Origin of the sequence: Azospirillum ramasamyi, from assembly GCF_003233655.1 — a bacterium.
GTDB classification, from domain to species: domain Bacteria; phylum Pseudomonadota; class Alphaproteobacteria; order Azospirillales; family Azospirillaceae; genus Azospirillum; species Azospirillum ramasamyi.
On the sequence record NZ_CP029832.1, the window covers coordinates 480,001 to 497,702 of the forward strand.

At 63.3% G+C, this 17,702-nt stretch carries 15 protein-coding genes, 1 tRNA gene, 2 rRNA genes and 3 pseudogenes (1 of these 21 running past the window's edge); 12 read left to right on the forward strand and 9 right to left on the reverse strand.

Annotated elements, in window-relative coordinates:
* From DM194_RS21535 to DM194_RS21545, 3 genes are all read left to right on the forward strand, one after another.
* Window positions 1-950 (forward strand): 23S ribosomal RNA (locus DM194_RS21535) (it extends 1,797 nt beyond the left edge of the window).
* Window positions 951-1,082: 132 nt separating this feature from the next.
* Window positions 1,083-1,198, forward strand: a 5S ribosomal RNA gene (gene rrf, locus DM194_RS21540).
* A gap of 80 nt (window positions 1,199-1,278) precedes the next feature.
* Window positions 1,279-1,355, forward strand: a tRNA-Met gene (locus DM194_RS21545).
* A gap of 272 nt (window positions 1,356-1,627) precedes the next feature.
* Here the strand turns inward: DM194_RS21545 and tnpC are convergent.
* From tnpC to tnpA, 3 genes are all read right to left on the reverse strand, one after another.
* Window positions 1,628-3,250 (reverse strand): IS66 family transposase, encoded by a 1,623-nt coding sequence (gene tnpC / locus DM194_RS21555; protein ID WP_111065523.1) that lies wholly within the window; start codon window positions 3,248-3,250, stop codon window positions 1,628-1,630.
* A gap of 79 nt (window positions 3,251-3,329) precedes the next feature.
* Window positions 3,330-3,677: an IS66 family insertion sequence element accessory protein TnpB gene (gene tnpB, locus DM194_RS21560; protein WP_111065522.1), complete on the reverse strand. Its 348-nt coding sequence runs from the start codon at window positions 3,675-3,677 to the stop codon at window positions 3,330-3,332.
* A complete protein-coding gene (tnpA, locus tag DM194_RS21565; RefSeq protein WP_111069600.1) occupies window positions 3,674-4,084 on the reverse strand; it encodes an IS66-like element accessory protein TnpA in 411 nt (136 codons plus the stop codon). The genes tnpB and tnpA overlap by 4 nt, the downstream gene beginning before the upstream one ends.
* Before the next feature lie 328 nt (window positions 4,085-4,412).
* On the opposite strand from tnpA, the pseudogene DM194_RS21570 reads away from it, so the two are divergent.
* The 3 genes and pseudogenes from DM194_RS21570 to DM194_RS21580 form a co-directional block, all read left to right on the forward strand.
* Window positions 4,413-5,291: pseudogene (locus tag DM194_RS21570) on the forward strand (IS256-like element ISAli6 family transposase); the annotation flags it as partial.
* A 40-nt stretch (window positions 5,292-5,331) separates the two neighbouring features.
* A protein-coding gene (locus tag DM194_RS21575) for an IS5-like element ISAzba7 family transposase (RefSeq protein ID WP_111065387.1) occupies window positions 5,332-6,137 on the forward strand; the annotation gives its coding sequence in 2 pieces (ribosomal slippage) (window positions 5,332-5,659 and window positions 5,659-6,137; 807 coding nt in all).
* Window positions 6,138-6,143: 6 nt separating this feature from the next.
* A pseudogene (locus DM194_RS21580) lies at window positions 6,144-6,407 on the forward strand (transposase); the annotation flags it as partial.
* Window positions 6,408-6,847: 440 nt separating this feature from the next.
* Here the strand turns inward: DM194_RS21580 and DM194_RS21585 are convergent.
* On the reverse strand, window positions 6,848-8,023 hold the full coding sequence (locus DM194_RS21585) for an IS110 family RNA-guided transposase (RefSeq protein ID WP_111068683.1): 1,176 nt from the start codon (window positions 8,021-8,023) through the stop codon (window positions 6,848-6,850).
* Window positions 8,024-8,241: 218 nt separating this feature from the next.
* On the opposite strand from DM194_RS21585, the gene DM194_RS21590 reads away from it, so the two are divergent.
* The 3 genes and pseudogenes from DM194_RS21590 to DM194_RS21600 form a co-directional block, all read left to right on the forward strand.
* Window positions 8,242-9,528 (forward strand): IS701 family transposase, encoded by a 1,287-nt coding sequence (locus tag DM194_RS21590; protein WP_111069601.1) that lies wholly within the window; start codon window positions 8,242-8,244, stop codon window positions 9,526-9,528.
* A 310-nt stretch (window positions 9,529-9,838) separates the two neighbouring features.
* Complete coding sequence (locus tag DM194_RS21595; protein ID WP_111069602.1) at window positions 9,839-10,843, forward strand: DDE-type integrase/transposase/recombinase; 1,005 nt, start codon at window positions 9,839-9,841, stop codon at window positions 10,841-10,843.
* Between the two features lie 78 nt (window positions 10,844-10,921).
* Window positions 10,922-11,374 (forward strand): annotated as a pseudogene (locus DM194_RS21600) (transposase); the annotation flags it as partial.
* A gap of 10 nt (window positions 11,375-11,384) precedes the next feature.
* Here the strand turns inward: DM194_RS21600 and DM194_RS21605 are convergent.
* A complete protein-coding gene (locus DM194_RS21605) occupies window positions 11,385-11,696 on the reverse strand; it encodes a hypothetical protein (protein WP_111069604.1) in 312 nt (103 codons plus the stop codon).
* Between the two features lie 135 nt (window positions 11,697-11,831).
* Here DM194_RS21605 and DM194_RS28280 point away from each other — a divergent pair, with 135 nt between their 5' ends.
* Window positions 11,832-11,990, forward strand: coding sequence for a hypothetical protein (locus DM194_RS28280; protein WP_162630148.1), 159 nt, complete (start codon window positions 11,832-11,834; stop codon window positions 11,988-11,990).
* A 136-nt stretch (window positions 11,991-12,126) separates the two neighbouring features.
* On the opposite strand, the gene DM194_RS21610 is transcribed toward DM194_RS28280, so the two are convergent.
* From DM194_RS21610 to DM194_RS21625, 3 genes are all read right to left on the reverse strand, one after another.
* A complete protein-coding gene (locus tag DM194_RS21610; RefSeq protein WP_111069605.1) occupies window positions 12,127-12,780 on the reverse strand; it encodes a HupE/UreJ family protein in 654 nt (217 codons plus the stop codon).
* A 428-nt stretch (window positions 12,781-13,208) separates the two neighbouring features.
* A complete protein-coding gene (gene scnC / locus DM194_RS21620) occupies window positions 13,209-13,967 on the reverse strand; it encodes a thiocyanate hydrolase subunit gamma (RefSeq protein WP_111069606.1) in 759 nt (252 codons plus the stop codon).
* Between the two features lie 32 nt (window positions 13,968-13,999).
* Window positions 14,000-14,851 carry an SH3-like domain-containing protein gene (locus tag DM194_RS21625; protein ID WP_111069607.1) on the reverse strand — a complete coding sequence of 284 codons (852 nt, stop codon included), beginning with the start codon at window positions 14,849-14,851 and terminating at the stop codon, window positions 14,000-14,002.
* A gap of 721 nt (window positions 14,852-15,572) precedes the next feature.
* On the opposite strand from DM194_RS21625, the gene DM194_RS28285 reads away from it, so the two are divergent.
* Complete coding sequence (locus DM194_RS28285; RefSeq protein WP_162630149.1) at window positions 15,573-15,848, forward strand: hypothetical protein; 276 nt, start codon at window positions 15,573-15,575, stop codon at window positions 15,846-15,848.
* Window positions 15,841-16,653, forward strand: coding sequence for a sulfite exporter TauE/SafE family protein (locus tag DM194_RS21630; protein ID WP_111069608.1), 813 nt, complete (start codon window positions 15,841-15,843; stop codon window positions 16,651-16,653). The genes DM194_RS28285 and DM194_RS21630 overlap by 8 nt, the downstream gene beginning before the upstream one ends.
* Window positions 16,654-16,875: 222 nt before the next feature.
* Here DM194_RS21630 and DM194_RS21635 read toward each other — a convergent pair.
* Window positions 16,876-17,633 (reverse strand): IS5 family transposase gene (locus tag DM194_RS21635; protein WP_111069609.1). Its coding sequence is split into 2 segments (ribosomal slippage): window positions 16,876-17,300 and window positions 17,300-17,633, totalling 759 coding nucleotides; the frame shifts between segments, so codons are not numbered across the junction.
* Window positions 17,634-17,702: the final 69 nt, after the last annotated feature.

The window sequence follows — 17,702 nt, forward strand, 5'->3', positions numbered from 1 at the left end:
ATTCCTTGTCGGGTAAGTTCCGACCTGCACGAATGGCGTAACGACTTCCCCGCTGTCTCCAACACCAACTCAGCGAAATTGAACTCTCCGTGAAGATGCGGAGTTCCCGCGGTCAGACGGAAAGACCCCGTGCACCTTTACTACAGCTTTGCAGTGGTGCTAGGGACTTCATGTGTAGGATAGGTGGGAGGCTTGGAAGCCCGGGCGCCAGCCCGGGTGGAGCCAACCTTGAAATACCACCCTTGAAGTCTCTGGCATCTAACCGTGGCCCGTGATCCGGGTCCGGGACCCTGCATGGCGGGTAGTTTGACTGGGGCGGTCGCCTCCCAAAGTGTAACGGAGGCGCGCGATGGTGGGCTCAGAGCGGTCGGAAATCGCTCGTCGAGTGCAATGGCATAAGCCCGCCTGACTGCAAGACTGACAAGTCGAGCAGAGACGAAAGTCGGCCATAGTGATCCGGTGGCTCCACGTGGACGGGCCATCGCTCAACGGATAAAAGGTACGCCGGGGATAACAGGCTGATGACTCCCAAGAGTCCATATCGACGGAGTCGTTTGGCACCTCGATGTCGGCTCATCACATCCTGGGGCTGGAGCAGGTCCCAAGGGTTCGGCTGTTCGCCGATTAAAGTGGTACGTGAGCTGGGTTTAGAACGTCGTGAGACAGTTCGGTCCCTATCTGCCGTGGGTGTCGGAGTTTTGCGAGGATCTGTCCCTAGTACGAGAGGACCGGGATGGACATACCTCTGGTGCACCGGTTGTCACGCCAGTGGCATGGCCGGGTAGCTAAGTATGGACGGGATAACCGCTGAAAGCATCTAAGCGGGAAACCCACCTCTAAACCAGAGCTCCCTTGAGAGCCGTGACAGACCATCACGTCGATAGGAGGCATGTGGACGGACAGCAATGTCTGAAGCTAAGCCTTACTAATCGCTCGATCGGCTTGATCTCACCCCACAAACCGCGCCATGCGCAGCAGCAAGCCTGCTTGACGCACGCACCGCAGTTCGATACATCCTCGCCCTCACTTGCACTGAACCCGCGATATGCTTTGGGAAAAGCGTCGGTCTTGAGCCTTGGTGACCTGGTGGTCATGGCGAGGTGTCAAACACCCGATCCCATCCCGAACTCGGCCGTGAAAAGCCTCCGCGCCAATGGTACTGCGTCTTAAGACGTGGGAGAGTAGGTCGCCGCCAGGTCACTCAGGCTCAAGAGACGCCATAACCAAAGCAAATCCGCAGGCATCGGCACGACATCCATCACCCCATATCGAGACATCCGCGGGGTGGAGCAGCCCGGTAGCTCGTCAGGCTCATAACCTGAAGGCCGCAGGTTCAAATCCTGCCCCCGCAACCAACGACAGTTGACAGCCCGCCTCCAACGAGGCGGGCTGTCGGCGTTCCGGGTCCGCCTCTGCGCACGCCTCCAGGATTGCCAGCAGGTCGCCATGAAGCTGCGCCTCCAGCCCGGCGCCCGAGGGGCAGGGGGACAGCACGACACGGTCGACCATGGACCGGATCATCTCCATCGCGGCCATCCCCTCGTCGCCGTCACCGAGCACGGACTCGAGCTCCGCGATCTTCCGCCGGTACAGCTCCGGCAGGGTACGCATCCGGTGAGTGCCGCAGTCAGATTGCCTTCCAGTTCCAGGGCAGCAGTTCGGGCAGGCGGTTCTGCGGCAGGTCGGCGATGCGGGCCAGCACGTCGGCCAGCCACGCCTGCGGGTCAACTTCGTTGAGCTTGGCGGTGGTGATCAGGCCGTACATGATCGCCGCCCGCTGCCCGCCGCGATCGGAGCCGCAGAACAGCCACGCCTTTCTGCCCAGGGCGATCCCGCGCAGGCCGCGTTCGGCGGCATTGTTGGTCAGGCACAGCCGGCCGTCGCCGAGGAAGCGCGTGAAGCCGTCCCAGCGCGTCAGCATGTAGTCCATCGCCTTGGCCACGGGGGCATGGCGGGAGAGCCGGGCGCGCTCCGTCCGCATCCAGTTCTCCAGCGTGGCCACCAGGGCGACGCCGTGCTCCTGGCGGGCCGCCAGCCGCTCGGCCGCGGGCTTGCCGTTCAGGGCGCGCTCGAGATCGAAGAGGGCGTCGATGTGGGTCACGGCCTCCAGCGCCAGCGGTGAGATCGGCGGGGCATCCTTGCCGCGTCTGGTGTTCGCGGCGATGTCGGCCAGCTTGAAGAAGCCGCGCCGGGCATGCGCCCAGCACAGTGCGGCGCTGATCGGCCCCGGTCGGCGCTCAGGTTCGTACAGCCGGTTATAGCCGGCGAACGCATCGGCCTGCAGCCAGCCCGTGAAGCCGGCCAGGTGCCGTTCGGGATGCTCGCCCTTGCGGTCTCGCGAATAGTGGAACAGCGCTGCCGGTGGGGCTTGGCCGGCAAACGGCCGGTCATCACGCACATACACCCACAGCCGCCCGGTGTCGGTCTTGCCTTTGGCCAGCACGGGCACGGGCGTGTCGTCTCCATGCAGCCGATCCGCCGCCATCACATGCGAAGCGATCAGGTCGTGCAGCGGCTTCAGCACCGCGGCGGCGGCGCCCACCTGGTCGGCCAGGGTGGACAGGCTGAGCGGCACGCCCTCGCGCGCAAAGCGTTCGGCCTGCCGGTTCAGCGGCTGATGCTGGCCGAACTTCTCGAACAGGAGGGTGGCCAGCAGGTTGGGGCCGGCCCAGCCCCGTGGGGTGGCGTGGAACGGCGCCGGCGGCTGGCTGATCGTCTCGCAGGCCCGGCAGGAGAACCGTTCCCGCACCGTCTGGATCACCTTCCACTGGCGCGGGATCACCTCCAGCGTCTCGGTGATCGTCTCGCCCAGCTTGCACAGCTTGTCCGAGCCGCAGCACGGGCAGCTCGCCGGTGCCGGCACAACGACGCGCTCGCGCGGCAGGTGGTCGGGGAAGGGTTGGCGTGATGGCCGTTTGCGGGTAAAGGCCGCCACCGCGGTGGTTTTGGCAGCGGCCTGCTCGGCCGCCAGTTCGTCCTCGCTGGCCGTCGCTTCCAACTCTTCGAGCTGGAACTCCAACTGGTCCAGCAGACGCGCCTTGCGCTCGGAGCGCGTGCCGTAGAGCTCGCGCCGGAGTTTCTCGATTTCCAGCTTCAGGCCGGCGATCAGCGCCTCGGTGTTGGAGGCCATTGCCCTGGCCTGGGCCGCGTCGGCTTCCGCGGCGTCCGCCCGCGCCTCGGCCTGCGCCAAGGCAGCGCGCAAGTTGGCGACGTCGTCGGCCGAGGTGGAGGGGAGCGGGGCGGCGGTCATGGCGCCAGTTTACCTGGGAACGCGCCGTCGAGCCGCCGCAATCGCCCCTGAACCGGTGCGTCGATTCACCGTGTCGCAGTCACCCCGCGGCCTCGGGACGCCAGGTCTTCTGCGGGTTGCGCCAGTCGATGCCTTCGAGCAGATAACCCATCTGCCCAACCGAGATCGACACCGCGCCGTCCGCCGGCGTGGGCCAGATGAAGCGGCCCCGCTCCAGCCTCTTCATGAACAGGCAACTGCCCTGGCCGTCATACCAGATGATCTTCACCAGATCGCCGCGGCGCCCGCGGAAGATGAAGAGATGGCCGCTGTGCGGGTCTTGGGCGAAGCGTTCCTGCACCAGAAGCGCCAAGCTTGCCCAGCCCTTGCGCATGTCGGTGTGTCCGCTGGCCAGCCACACCCGCACGCCACTCGGCACCGGGATCATGCCAGGGCACCGACGACGGCCGCCGCCAGAGCCGGATCGACCGGCCCTTCCAGACGCAGGCGTGCCCCGCTGGGCAGGATGACCTCGAGGATCGCTGGGCTCGTGGCCAGCGTCGCTGGAGGCGGCAATGGTTCAGGGGGCTCCAAGACCGGCGGTTCTGTTACGGTCGGCTCCGGCGTGATGGTCACTGCGACGAAGCTGGACGGTTCGGCCACCGCGCTCCCGCTCGCCTGCATCAGCCCTCGCCAGCGGTATAGCAGACTTTCGTGCACGCCCAGCCGGCGGGCCGCTTCCGTCACCACCACGCCGGGGCGGAACGCCTCCTCGACCATTCGGACCTTCTCCGCCGGCGTGTAATTCCGCCGCCGCTCCGTTCCCGTCAGAACCTCGACCCGCTGGTAAGCCATGACGTTTGCAACTCGTTTGCGTCCGCGCAATGACGCGCCACGCAAATCTCAGACGTCGCCCCCTGCTTTGCCAAGGCGGCGCTCACCGGAGGCGTACGCTCGGCGTCTGGTCAGGTCGCTGTTCTGAGGGTGCGGGTCCTGGCCATATGTGTGCTCGCTCAAGGTCGTGTCCCGCGAGGTGGTGTAGGAGCGGCTGTGGGGAACCGGCCCGCCGCAGCGCCCTCCGATGGCTGGCGTAGGCGGGCCGGTTATGCACAGCGGGGCGGTCATCGCGGTTCTTCGATAGAGTCTGGTCACCACACCTCAACCCGACCGAAGGGTGACCACGATGACCGACGAGATGATGGCGCTTCGCGCGATGCTTGAGAAGGGCGCGGATGCCGATGTTCTGCGTGAGATGATCGGCTTTGCCGCTGAACGGCTGATGGAGTTGGAGGTGCAGGGCCTGACCGGCGCCGTCCACGGCGAACGCTCGGCCGAGCGGCTCGTTCAGCGCAATGGCTACCGGGATCGCGACTGGGAGACCCGCGCCGGTACCGTCGAGCTGCGCATTCCCAAACTGCGCAAGGGCTCCTACTTCCCCGGCTTTCTGGAGCCGCGGCGGATGGCCGAGAAGGCGCTGACGGCGGTGATCCAGGAGGCCTACATCCAGGGTATCTCGACGCGCTCGGTGGACGATCTGGTCCAGGCCATGGGAATGTCCGGCATCTCCAAGAGCCAGGTCAGCCGGTTGTGCGCCGAGATCGATGACCGGGTGAAGACCTTTCTCGGCCGCCCTATCGAGGGCGATTGGCCCTACCTGTGGCTCGACGCCACCTACGTGAAGGTGCGCCAGAACGGGCGCATCGTTTCGGTCGCCGTCACCATCGCGGTGGCGGTCAACACCGACGGCCGCCGCGAGGTCCTGGGGATGGACATCGGCCCGTCCGAGGCCGAGACCTTCTGGATCGAGTTCCTGCGCAAGCTGAAACGCCGGGGGCTGAACGGCGTCAAGCTGGTGATCTCCGATGCCCATGGCGGCATCAAGGCGGCGGTCACCCGCGTCTTCCAGGCGACGTGGCAAAGGTGCCGGGTGCATTTTTCCAGGACGGCGCTTGCCCATGCCGGCAAGAGCGGGCGCCGCGTCGTCGCCGCCTTCATCGCCACAGCCTTCGCGCAGGACGATGCGGCATCTGCACGCACGCAGTGGCGGCAAGTAGCCGATCAAGAGTGCGTAACAAAACCGGCCAGGAACGGTTGGTAGGGGCATGGCAGCCCCTCTTGTTTCCGACGCCTTGTGGGCGATCATCGAACCGCTGATCCCGCCGGAGCCGCCCAAGCCAAAAGGCGGACGGCCCCGGTTGGACGATCGTGCGGCGCTGACCGGCATCCTATTCGTGCTGCGCACGGGTATTCCTTGGGAGCTTCTGCCGGTGGAGATGGGCTGCGGCTCGGGGATGACCTGCTGGCGGCGTCTGCACGAGTGGCATCGGGCTGGCGTGTGGGAACGGCTGCATCGTGTGCTGCTCGACCGGCTCGGCTATGCCAACGCCATCAACTGGGATCGTGCAGCGGTGGACAGCGCCAGCGTCCCGGCAAAAAGGGGGGTGAGGAGACCGGCCCGAACCCGACGGATCGCGGCAAGCCGGGCTCCAAGCGCCACATCCTCGTCGATGCTAACGGCATCCCGCTCGCCCTGAGGATCTCGCCAGCCAACCGGCACGACAGCAAGCTGCTGGAGGCGCTGGTCGATGCCGTGCCGGCGATCCGCCAGTGTGCGGGCCGGCCCCGGCGCCGCCCGGCCAAGCTGCACGCCGACAAGGGCTACGACTTTGCACACTGCCGGCAGGCGCTGCGCCAACGAGCGATCATTCCGCGGATCGCCCGGCGTGGCGTCGAGAGCAGCGAGCGTCTTGGCCGACACCGATGGGTGGTCGAGCGTACGCTCGCTTGGTTTGCCCGCTTCCGCCGCATCGCCGTCCGCTACGAACGGCGCGCCGACATCTTCACTGCCTTTCACCATATCGCGGCCAGCCTCATCTGCTGGCGCTTCGTCCAGAGATGGTTCTGTTAGGCGCTCCAAGTCCGTCCAAAGCTGCCGAAGCTTGCCGCCCTGATGGACGAGGCGGAGGAAGACGTCCTGGCCTACATGACCTTTCCCAAGGAGCATCGGGCCAAGCTCCACTCAACAAACCCGATTGAACGTCTCAACGGAGAGATCAAGCGACGCACCGAGGTCGTGGGTATATTTCCCAACGAGGAAGCGATTATGAGGCTCATCGGTGCGATATTGCTGGAGCAAAACGATGAATGGGCCGTTCAGCGGGCGCGATACATGACGCTTGTATGGGAAATTCGTCGTCAAGCACTTTGCATCAAGAACTCCATTCCTTTGTTCGGCTGGGATGGACCATTCCTTCGTCCCGACCTGACACCCCGTCAGCAGCGCGCGCAGGGACGGTCAAGGAGGCCCGCAGGGCACCGCGCAGCGGCGCGCAGCGTCCTTGACCGTTCTGAGCACGCTGCTGTGCTCGATGGTCAGGCTGGGCGAGGCGGTCGGAGGAGGAACCGGCTTGCAGAGCGCACGAGGTGCGCTGCGACCTTGTATTCGGTGGGCGAAACGCCCGTACCATGATGCAGGCATCCGCATCGTCAGCCAAGCTCCGGTGCGGCGGTCCCTATCTGGAAAGCGGTACGAAGACCACGTCATGTACCGGGCTGCCGCCACCTCGGACCCGCCAGAACAGCCAAGTGGCTACTGCCAACCCGCCGTCCCGTCGAGAGCTACGCCGCCGCAGGATCAGGTCGGACGAGAGCGCCCTGGGGCACTTCGCCGGTCTTCACCATCCGCCACAATGCGATCAACAGCTTACGGGCGAGTGCGACGATCAACGCCATGCGGGTTCGCCCCCGGCCATCGGCCGTGCGTTCCCGATACCATTTCACCAACGCGCTCTCCTTCTGAAAGACAAGGAAGCGCCACGCGAGTTGGACCATGGCTTTTCGGACCCGCGCATTACCGGCGCGCGATAATCCGCGCTCGCGGCGGCGCGCACCGCTCTCATCAGGAGACCCGGTCAATCCGGCATAGCGGGCAACCGCCCGGCGATCCCGCAGATCGCGCAGCAGGATCTCTTGCACCAACAGGTCGGCCGTCTCCACGCCGACACCGACCACGCGCGACAGCATGCGGAGCATACCGTCGGCGCGGCTGCGCTGCGGAGCGGCCTGGGCAATGCGGTCCATACGCTCGCGCTCAATCTCGGCGATCTGTTCCTCAACCATCCGAAGCCGGGCTGTATCGCGGCGAAGTTCTGCCAGCGTGTTTGCGGGGATCATCCCACCCTCAGGGGTCCGTAGCTTGTCCAGTCGTTCGGCCGTCTTGCGCAGTGCCGGATTGACGTTGCGAATGCCGAGACGGGCGAAGGTCGCCTTCATCCGGTTCACGATCCGGGTGCGCTCGGCCACCAGGTTCTCACGCTCGCGCGTCGGGCGCTTGGCGTCTTCTTCATCGATCCCTGGCACGGCCACCATAGAGCAATGCCCAGCTTCGCCACGCAACCAGCCCAGCAGGACGCGCATGAGCAGCGTTGTATCGAGCCGGTCGGTCTTGGCGCGGCGACGGTCACGCGATACCGCTACGCTGCTGGCGTGGATGACCTGGGCTTCTATGCCTCGGGTTCGCAGCCAGCGTGCCAGCCAGAACCCATCCCGCCCGGACTCGTACGCAACCACGACACGTGTGATCGTTCGGCCGGCGGCTATCGCCTCGCAGCGCCAACCATCCAGGAGGAGCAGAAGGTCGTTCTCGTCGGGGCTGAGCTTCTTCAAGGGACGGCGGTCGACGCCAGGGACAAGCCCGGCAACAAGCCACGTGGACAGGCTCATCTCAATGACCGCAACCAGGGTTTCTTCGGGAACGAAGGTGGCCGTCGAGCGGCCGATCTCGGGCTGCTGCATGGGAGCGTCTCCATCGGTTCCAAATGCCTCAGCGTGCCGCAACATCACGCTGTCCCATAGCATCTGGAAACCATCGCCCCGCTCGGCGATGATCCCATCGTCAGCCTGCCCGCCGTGGCCGCCTGACAATCCCGGCCAGACCAGCCGGAGAACCTGATGAGAGACCCAGTTCCTACACCACGCTCAGGGGCACGATCTCCTGGAGGCGGGGGCCGACCATGACGACGGTTGCCGAAGCGATGGGTTGGAGCGGTGATCTTGACGCGCTGATGGAGCGCCTTTCTCCGCGGTTCAGCCGGGTGGAAGCGCGCCGACGGGCTCGCTCCTACGTGGCGGGGTTGCTGGCGCCGCTGGAGCGCAAGAACGGGTGGCAATTGGCCGAGGCGGCGGGGGACGCCAGTCCGGACAGCGTGCAGGACTTTCTGGCGCGGATGCGCTGGGATGCCGACGCGGTGCGCGACGACCTCCGCACCTACGTGATCGAACACCTGGCGGATCCGCAGGCCGTGCTGGTCCTCGACGAGACCGGCTTTGTGAAGAAAGGCGACCGCTCGGTCGGTGTGCAGCGCCAATATTCCGGCACCGCCGGGCGCATCGAGAACTGCCAGATCGGCGTGTTCCTCGGCTATGCCGGTCGGCACGGCCACGCGCTGCTCGACCGCACGCTCTACTTGCCGCAGGCGTGGGCTGGCGACGCGGAGCGCCGGCGCACCGCCTGCGTCCCGGAGCACGTTGCCTTCGCCACCAAGCCCAAGCTGGGGATAGCGCTGTTGGAGCGCGCGCTCGACGCCGGCGTGCCGTGCGCGTGGGTCGCCGCCGACAGTGTCTATGGAGCTGACAGCGTTTTGCGCCAAGCCTTGGTCCGGCGCCGGGTCGGGTACGTGCTGGCGGTGACGAGCGGGCAGCGGCTGTTTCCGGGCACTGTGTGCGACTGGGTGGAAGAGGTGCCAGCCGACGGCTGGCACCGGCTCAGCGCCGGGACGGGCAGTAAAGGGCCACGGCTGCACGACTGGGCTCACCTGCCGTTTCGCGGCGCGCCAGAGGGCTGGCAGAAAGGGCTGCTGATCCGACGCCGCTTGGGGGATGGCGACCTGACCTTTTACTTCACCTTCGCCCCGGGTGGGACCACGCTGGAGGAGCTGGTCCGGGTGGCCGGCACCCGCTGGACCATCGAGAGCGCCTTTGAGTTGGCCAAGGGCGAGGTCGGGCTCGACCAGTACGAGGTGCGCTCCTGGACCGGCTGGCACCGGCACATCACCCTGGCGATGCTCGCCCTGGCTTTCCTCACCGTCGTGCGCAAGACGGCCATCGGGGGGAGAGGACCCGGCCGACTTGGCCGCCGACCTTCTGCCCATGACCGTCCCGGAAGTCCGCCGCCTCCTCCACCGGCTCATCGCCCCGCCGCCGCCCGAGCCCGCCGCCGTTATCGACTGGTCACGTTGGAGACGACGCCATCAGCAGCGCGCCCGCCGCTCCCACTGGAAGCGCAGAACCCAAACCACTGAAACCCGGCTGTAGTACTAGTTGTTTGGTTGCGGAACGTTGTTGGGACGTGAGCTGTTGGGCGATCTGGGAATACGGCGCTTGGTTCGAGCGACGCCTTATGACGTCGTGCGACGGCGCGCCGGAACTCGGCGCAGACCTGTCCGTCGAAGCCATGATGAGCAACGCCGACCCGGCGTCCGTCCCGCCGTCAACCCCATGAGCCGCCGTAAGGCGGTGGCCCGCCAGGGCCAGGGTTGATGGCGGGGCGGCAACGGGTAACCTCTGCCATGGCAACGACGGCGGGTTTCTTCCCGGCCATGGAGAGCCGTCATGTACCAGATCCATCCCAATGCCCGCACCACCCCGGCCGTGCGCGCCGCCATCGCCTTGTCCGCCGAGCCCTCGGGCGTGCTGGCCAAACGCTATGGCGTGAGCACCGAAACCATCCGGAAATGGCGGCGGCGGGGCGTTGAGGATTGCCAGGACCATTCCGCCCGCCCCAAGCATCTGCGGTGGCGGGCTTCGGAGGAGGAGCGCGCCATCGTCTGCGAGTTGCGCCGGATGACCGGCTTTGCGTTGGACGATCTCACCTTCACCCTGCGCCACTTCCTGCCGCATCTGAACCGCGACGCCGTTTACCGCATTCTCAAAGCCGAAGGGCTGGGCCGACTGCCACCGCCTCCGTCGACCAAACCGGTGAAAGAGGTGAAGGAGTTCAAGGAGTATGACCTCGGCTTCCTCCACATCGACATCAAGCATTTGCCCAAGTTGCAGGTTATCGGCGGCTTACCGCGCAAGCGCTACCTTTACGTCGCCATCGACCGCGCCTCACGGCGGGTTCACCTGGCGGTCAAGGACGAAGAGACCGAGGCCTGCGCCACTGCCTTTCTGAAGGAGGCCGTCGCCGCCTTTCCCTTCACGATCACCCACGTCCTGACCGATCGCGGCAGCTGCTTCACCGCCGACGCGTTTGAGGCGGCCTGTCGTGCACTTGCCATCGAGCACCGGAAGACCAAGCCCTACACCCCCAAGACCAACGGCATGGTCGAGCGCTTCAACGGCCGTATCGGGCGGGAGGTGCTGGTGATGTGTATCGGCACCCATCAGACCTTGGAGTGCCTGCTGAAAGGCTACAATCTCGCATACAACGCTCGCCGCCAATGGGTCTTGGATGGCCGATCCCCCGACGAGGTTGTGAGCGAGCGCCTGAAAGCAAAGCCGGAGCTGACCAATCCAACCTATCGACCTCCCGATCCCTGCTCTCTGACCAAAACCAAAATCGCGGCGCAGCTGAAGGTTTTTAGCGCTAAGGAGGTGTCGCAACCTGACAACTAGAGCCGGTTTCCAGAATCCTCATCCGATGATCTCCCCTGGGGAAACCCGCTGATCTGCGGTCGGTTTCCTGTGCCTTTGGCACAGAGAGGCGGGCATCTAACCGGGCCGAACCCGACCGACCGCGGCAAACCCGGCAGCAAGTATCACGTGGTCGTCTCGACTGACGGCCTGCCGCTGGCGGTCATGCCGTCTGCCGCCAATGTCCATGACACCATGCTCTTCCCGGACTTGCTGCGCTTGGCCCAGGTCGTCTGCGCCGCCATCGGCAGGCTCTACGCCGACGCAGGCTACGACAGTGCCGACAATCGCTGGCTCTGCCTGCGCGACGGGGTTCAACCGCACATCCGCAAGTTCGGCGAGCCCCACGGCTCAGGGCTCGGCAAAGTCCGATGCGTTGTCGAGCACGGCTGCGCTTGGATGCTCGCGAACAAACGACTGGATCGACGGCAGGATAGGCTCGGACGGATCATCCTTGCCCTGCTCACCGCCGCCGCCATCTTCATCATCGCAAACCGCATCACTGCATTCTGAAAACCGCCCCTTACTCGTCTCTGAAGCATGCAATGTGAAATGAACGGCGCGCAGGCTTGCCGGCCACGTCATAGGTATGCACCTGCATCTGACTTGGATCATTTGTGAGGCCGACTGTAATAAAGCCAGGCTGGACATCCTCTTCCAAAGCGCTGCCGATCGTGCCTGCAAAGTTTGTCTTGGCCTCACCCTGCAACGGAATTTTCCAGGTGATCAGATATTCATTTTCTCCCTTCATCTCGCATTTGTCGATCATATAGCCACGGGCGATCGTGCCATCCGATTTGATCACACACGCCAACCGGTTTTCGAATTTTGCCATGCTGCTTTCTCCTGAGTTATCTGCGGGTTTTGCAGTAAGGGAAATATCGAACGAAGCGCCATCGTCTCATCGGTCATCGGGACCACACTTCGTATGGGTTGAAGTGCGATGACCAGACTCTACCGAAGAGCCTTGATGACTAAGAACCTCGATGCCCGCTCCGCTGTGGACAACCGGCCCGCCTACGCCAGCTTTGCAAGTGCTGCGGCAGGCCGGTTTCCCACAACTCCTAAACCACGCAATTCCTGCACCACGCAATGGGGCGCGACCAACCAGATCGAGCGCATGCCGTGATGGAGACGCTGACGGACCTGTTTGTGCTGCGCGGCCTGCCAACACACATCCGTTCCGACAATGGGCTGGAGTTCATTTGCCGACGCGGTGAAGGATCTGCTCATCGAACTCGAGTTCGCCCGCACCGTCACCGTGGTCACTGGATGCCCGGAAACAGCACGCTTTCAACATGTCCAACGAACAGCGCCAGCCCGATGCCAGACACGACGGCGCCCGCCAGGCGCACCTTCATTGGACGGGCAGCATCACTGGCGATCACCCAGCGCGTGACGAGACCGGCGATCACTGCCACGGCCAACTGGACCAGCGTAAAGCCGGCGAGATAGGCGATGAGCGGCGTCTGCTCCGCACCGAAAATCGACTCGCCGTAAGCCCACCCATGAAAGAGCCCCGCACCAGCGAAGAGAACGGCGAGCATGAGCGCGGGAAGCTCGCGATTTGTGGCGATGATGGCTCCGAGCAGGAGCACTGTAGCGGCGATGACCAATTCGGCTACGGGCAGCGTGACGCCGGCGAGATGGACGAGACATCCGGCAAGGGTTCCGGCTATGAACGAGAGGGTCAGCGCCGAGAGGCGGCCCGCAAGTGCAGCTGTAATGCCGACGGCGATGACGAAGACGAAGTGGTCGATACCGATTACAGGATGCCCGAAGCCGGAAAGCAGGCCCTGTCCGAAAGTCTGCGGAAGTTGACCGCCCATCGCGTGATGGGCAAATGCCGGGCAGGTGCTAGCCAGAACGAGAGGCACTGCGCATGCGACGCGTATAGCGTGAGAGCGATGGATCGTCATGATCTGGTCTACCTTTGTTGGCGCTGTTCCTAAACAGCTTCGAGGTTCCTACACAGCTTCAAGCCGGGCTCGGACAGTTCGTATTCGACGGGCGAGCTCTTCCTCAGTCACGAGCCCGCGGCTGAGCATGGTATGAGCGAGTGCCAGAAGCTGGCGTTCCGGATTCGGAATTGCGCTGTACACTGTCTCACTAAGCTCATCCTCGGCGTGCCGCCGCTCCAGTGTATCAAGAGCTCCGCCCGCTGATAGACAGTCGCAGGTTGCCTCGAGGCATACCTTCCATGGCGGTTCTGGGTTGGTAACGCCCCAACGCAGCGCAAGCTTGGCCCAGGTTTGATCCTCGTTTTGTATGGACTCGAGCAACGCGATGCGACGAAGGTCGACGTACTGCCCTTCGGTCTGCTCCTGAATACCGCCACTCTCCCCGCTCATGGCGCGGCCCCCGTCGGCCTGCCCCCGCTTTGGACCGGCCGGCTGGCCTTGTGGACCGGCCGAGGATCGTCTGATGTCCTGCCGGGCCGCGGCAGGGCAATGCCGATCATGCAGTCGCGAGTGACGATTGCTGCGAGTTGTTCCTCCGTCCAGCCCTCGGTGCCCGCGGGCCTCACGGGAAGGACCATAAAGCGGCTTTTTGCGTTGGAGTCCTCGACCCGCACCTCGACCTCGGGTGGGATAATCAAACCGAACTCCGCCAACACCTGACGCGGCCAGCGGACGATCCTGCGTCGGTAGTTGGGCGCACGGTACCAATAAGGCGAGTGGCCGAGCAACGGCCTGGGGTAACATGAGCAGAGAGTGCACACGATCACATAATGCAGCGTCGGCGTGCTTTCGAGCACGGTCAGGTGCATGTAGTCGCTTGTGGTCCCGAAGCCGCTTGGCTCGCTCCAGTCGACGCCGACCTCCTTGCTGGCAGCAAGGGGATCGGCAAATATCCGCTCCTTGTATGCCGGGTCAGTCCAGGCCTTTGCGACCATGCGCGAGCCTGCGGCCGGCGATCTCGCGTCGTTCCATTCGGAAAACACGCGGTGATCTTCGGCGGTGAAGAGGCCTTTTTCGATCGACAACTCGCGAACGGCAAGTTCGAGAATTTCGAAGTCGGAAATCTCATCGACCATTGGCGCCGCCGAATGGTCGTGGCCGCCATGTTGATGGTCGTGCCCGTCATTTTTCTGTTTCTTTGCCATGTTCTGCTCCTATGGCTATGGCCGTGCTTCTCTCAGTCCGCGGCTTCGAGCCAAAAGTCCGGATATTCGCTCTGAAGGGTATCGTTTTCGAACGGATACTCCGCCCAAAGCTCTTTCTGTTGAAACCGGACGATGTAATACTGGTCCTGCGGGGCGTCGTATCGCTCCCAGGCTTCGTCGGCAGGAAGGAGGTCCGGGTATGTCAGGGCAGCGATCGTCCCGGTCATATTCCGGGCGTACTTCTGGGTGCGGGTGTAGAAGATCGCCGGCAGATCTTTCACGCGAACGCGGTCGCCGACCTTGAAGCGGGCAGGCCGGATTTGACCAGTGCCTTCCCATGGAGCCTTGGGACCATAGTCGGGCCGGTTCCCGGTTCCGGTTTTACCACTTCCGGTGTTGGTGGTGAACTTGGTCTGAGCGCCTGCGCTGATGTTTGACGTAGCATGTCCTCGGCGTTCAGAGTTCACGCCCAATCGTTCCCTGATCTCCCCGATTTTCTCCTGAAGCTCAAGCAGCGAGACGTATCTTTTGTCGACAAGCATCTTCGCAGCGCCCCAGATCCAGCGCGCGTTGTAGGGGAAGCCGTAATAGAGCGTCAGACCGATATCGTTGGCGTAGATCCGCCGCCTTTCTTCGGCGTTCCACATGCCCCTGAAACCGAGGACCTCGCAGGTGATGTAGGTGTTGTTCTCCCACTCCTCGTCCTCTTTTTCTTCAAATATTTGCGGCGCGGAGGGCTGCCCTCCGACATCGTGTGGGGGCCATATAAGGGCCTCGTATCGGATATGCGGGACCTCGTAAGGCCAATCTTGAGCTTGATGGATCTCCGGCATCAATTGGGAGCCGGTTTCATAAATCTTGCGGGTTTCGCTCGGTGATGGCATCGTGCTTTCTCCAGTGTTTCGCTAGTCGAGGCAGGCGGCTCTGCAAAGGTCGCAAAAGTCGGCTTGAATGGCTGCAAGATGTGGCGTAGTCAGCCTGATCTCGCATGGCGCGACCTCACTTGCACCTTGGCCGTCACTTAGGTGCCGGTTTGGAAAGTCTGCCCAGTAAAACTCAACGCTTTCCCACCGGAATTCCCGCGAACGTGGGAAACCAGCCTTTCCGCGGTGTTCCTCAAAGATAAGCCTGGATCCCCACCTACGCTGGTATGAGGGTGGGAAGGCGTTGGACCATGAGAGACGTCTTCAAACAGGTTCTAACCGCCACGCTCTAGATCAGCAGCGACCTGCCGAAGTCGCACACGACCGCAACCTTCATCTTCGCCTTGAGAGTGGGAAGTCTCCACAGATCGTTTCGAGACTAAACCACCTGACTTGAGCGTTGTATCTTATGCGCTGATATTTCTTTCAGGCGCCGATATTCATCCGTCTCTTCAATCTTAAACCGCTGGAGATGGCATTCAATAGACAATGGGCGATAGAATCAGCGTGAATGGTATGTATGCTCCCCATTTCTTTCGTAGTGGGGCAGGACACGTAGTGACATTGGTGCAAAAAGGCCGGGCTTCTGGCTGTCTAAACCGCGCCGGGTTTGCCGGAGGCCATTTGGCTTGAGCCACGCCGTCACAAGCTCCCGCGCGCCGGTAACCGCGTTGAGAACTGGGTGGCCTACTACACCGTGTATCCATTCAGCTTTGCGGTTGTCGGTATGGCCGCACTGTTCGGCAGGATCCTGCTGACCCTTGAAATGGCCGCGAACGTCACGTTTCTGTTGACCACGCTGACGGCCTGTTTCACTGTCATGCTGATACCGGTCCTGCTGGTTGCGCGCCGGTTTCCCCTTTCCTGCGTGAACGCCCGCTCAGGCAGTCGGCCTCAGACATCACCACGCATGTGCTTGCCTTTAGGAAAAAGCAGAGGAACACCACGCCATGGATGACCTCCTGCTACGCATCATCATTTTCGCAGTGGTTGGTCTGATATCCGGCTTTGTCGCGGGCCTGTTCGGTATCGGCGGAGGCACCGTCCGCATGCCGATCTTCATCTATTTGTTCCCCTGGCTCGGCGTCGCCCATCCGGTGATGATGCATGTAGCAGCCGCGACCTCACTGGCACTCATCATACCGAGCGCAATCACGTCGACCCGCAAGCACTACAAGCTCGGCGATCTCGATATGAAGCTATTCAAAACGTGGGCTATCGGCCTTCTTATCGGCGTTGCCATTGGGTCGATCCTGCTGCCATTCAGTTCAACCGAAATTCTGCAAGCCCTGTTCTCGATCTATATCATTCTGGTAGGTTTATACATCGCGTTCAGTCATGGGCGCTTTTGCTTCGGTCAGGAACCGCCGAAGGGGGCAAAGATGGTTGGTATCTCCTCGGTTGTCGGCTTCATCGCTGCGATGACCGGCACCGCCGGCGGCACGCTAACAACACCGATCCTCTCGGCCTTCAACATGCGTCTGGAACGTGCGATAGCGATCTCGGCCGCGACCGGTCTGATCACCGGCACGGTGGGCGCAATCGGATATATCATCGGCGGCTGGAACGCCAAGGATCTGCCGTCTTACTCGCTCGGTTATGTCGATATTATCATCTTCCTTGTGATGATGCCGACAGTCTCGATTGCCGCGCCGATCGGCGTGAGCGTCAGTCACAAGATGAACGAGAAGACATTGCAGATCACCTACGCGATCCTGCTCATTGTCATTGGCGCTGATCTTTTGCGTCGTCTTTACGTCTGAGAAGATGTCCGGAAAAATCTTGAAGGGATTGGTCTCAAATCCATGGAAACAACGCGGTGGGGTCGCCGGTGTTGATCCGGCATCCCGATTGCTGCTGGTGGAGCCCTGCCATGCCATCGCCGCCCACCCCTTAGAGCCGGTTTCCAGAACCCTTATCCGATGATCTCCCCTGGGGAAACCCGCTGATCTGCTGTCGGTTTTCTGTGCCTTTAGGGTCCGGACTCATAACCAGTATGCGACGGTCGCCACGATGTGGACGGCGGCCATGAAGTTGGTTGCGGAGCGGTCGTAACGGGTGGCGATGCGCCGGAAGTCCTTGAGGCGTCCGAACATGCGCTCGATGACGTTGCGGTTCCGGTAGAGGTAGGGAGAGAAGCAGTTTTTCCAGCGCTTGTTGGCGCGTGGCGGGATGTTGGGCGCGGCTCCCGCCTCTTCGATCTTCCGGCGAACAGCGGCACTGTCGTAGCCCTTGTCGCCGTGCAGGAGATCGGTAGCAGGCATCCGGTCGAGCAGACGGTCGGCGGCGGTGCAGTCGGCAACCTGACCGCCGGTCAACAGGAAGGCGAGCGGCCGACCGCGTGGATCGCTCAGGGCGTGGAGTTTGGTGGTTCGTCCGCCACGGGACCGTCCGATGGCCTGGGCGCGCTCCCCCCTTTCCCGCCGCTCGCCGAACGATGGGCGCGGACCGCCGTGGAGTCGATCATCACCCGGGCCGGTGGGCCACCTGCCGCTGCCAACGCATGGAAGATGTCTTCCCACACGCCCTTGGCCGCCCAGCGGACGAAGCGGTTGTAGAGCGTCTTGCGGGGGCCGTAGACCGGTGGAGCATCCGTCCAGCGCCCACCCGACTTCAGCACATGGACGATTCCGCTGATCACACGACGATCATCCACGCGCGGCTTGCCGCGGGTGTTGCGCGGAAGGTGCGGCTCAAGCCGTCCGAACTGCTCCACCGTCAACCAGAACTGACCGTCGCTCATCGCATAGCCCCTTTCCACGGCGTTGAATCACAACGGCTCCCTGCCGGAAAGGCTCTTTATGGGTCCAGA

Excerpts from the sequence above, each read along its gene's own strand:
- tnpC (WP_111065523.1), bottom strand. The coding sequence starts at position 3,250 with ATGACCGCCGCCCCGCTCCCCTCCACCTCGGCCGACGACGTCGCCAAC.
- tnpB (WP_111065522.1), bottom strand. The coding sequence starts at position 3,677 with ATGATCCCGGTGCCGAGTGGCGTGCGGGTGTGGCTGGCCAGCGGACAC.
- tnpA (WP_111069600.1), bottom strand. The coding sequence starts at position 4,084 with ATGGCTTACCAGCGGGTCGAGGTTCTGACGGGAACGGAGCGGCGGCGG.
- DM194_RS21585 (WP_111068683.1), bottom strand. The coding sequence starts at position 8,023 with ATGCAGCAGCCCGAGATCGGCCGCTCGACGGCCACCTTCGTTCCCGAA.
- DM194_RS21590 (WP_111069601.1), top strand. The coding sequence starts at position 8,242 with ATGACGACGGTTGCCGAAGCGATGGGTTGGAGCGGTGATCTTGACGCG.
- DM194_RS21595 (WP_111069602.1), top strand. The coding sequence starts at position 9,839 with ATGTACCAGATCCATCCCAATGCCCGCACCACCCCGGCCGTGCGCGCC.
- DM194_RS21605 (WP_111069604.1), bottom strand. The coding sequence starts at position 11,696 with ATGGCAAAATTCGAAAACCGGTTGGCGTGTGTGATCAAATCGGATGGC.
- DM194_RS28280 (WP_162630148.1), top strand. The coding sequence starts at position 11,832 with ATGACTAAGAACCTCGATGCCCGCTCCGCTGTGGACAACCGGCCCGCC.
- DM194_RS21610 (WP_111069605.1), bottom strand. The coding sequence starts at position 12,780 with ATGACGATCCATCGCTCTCACGCTATACGCGTCGCATGCGCAGTGCCT.
- scnC (WP_111069606.1), bottom strand. The coding sequence starts at position 13,967 with ATGGCAAAGAAACAGAAAAATGACGGGCACGACCATCAACATGGCGGC.
- DM194_RS21625 (WP_111069607.1), bottom strand. The coding sequence starts at position 14,851 with ATGCCATCACCGAGCGAAACCCGCAAGATTTATGAAACCGGCTCCCAA.
- DM194_RS21630 (WP_111069608.1), top strand. The coding sequence starts at position 15,841 with ATGGATGACCTCCTGCTACGCATCATCATTTTCGCAGTGGTTGGTCTG.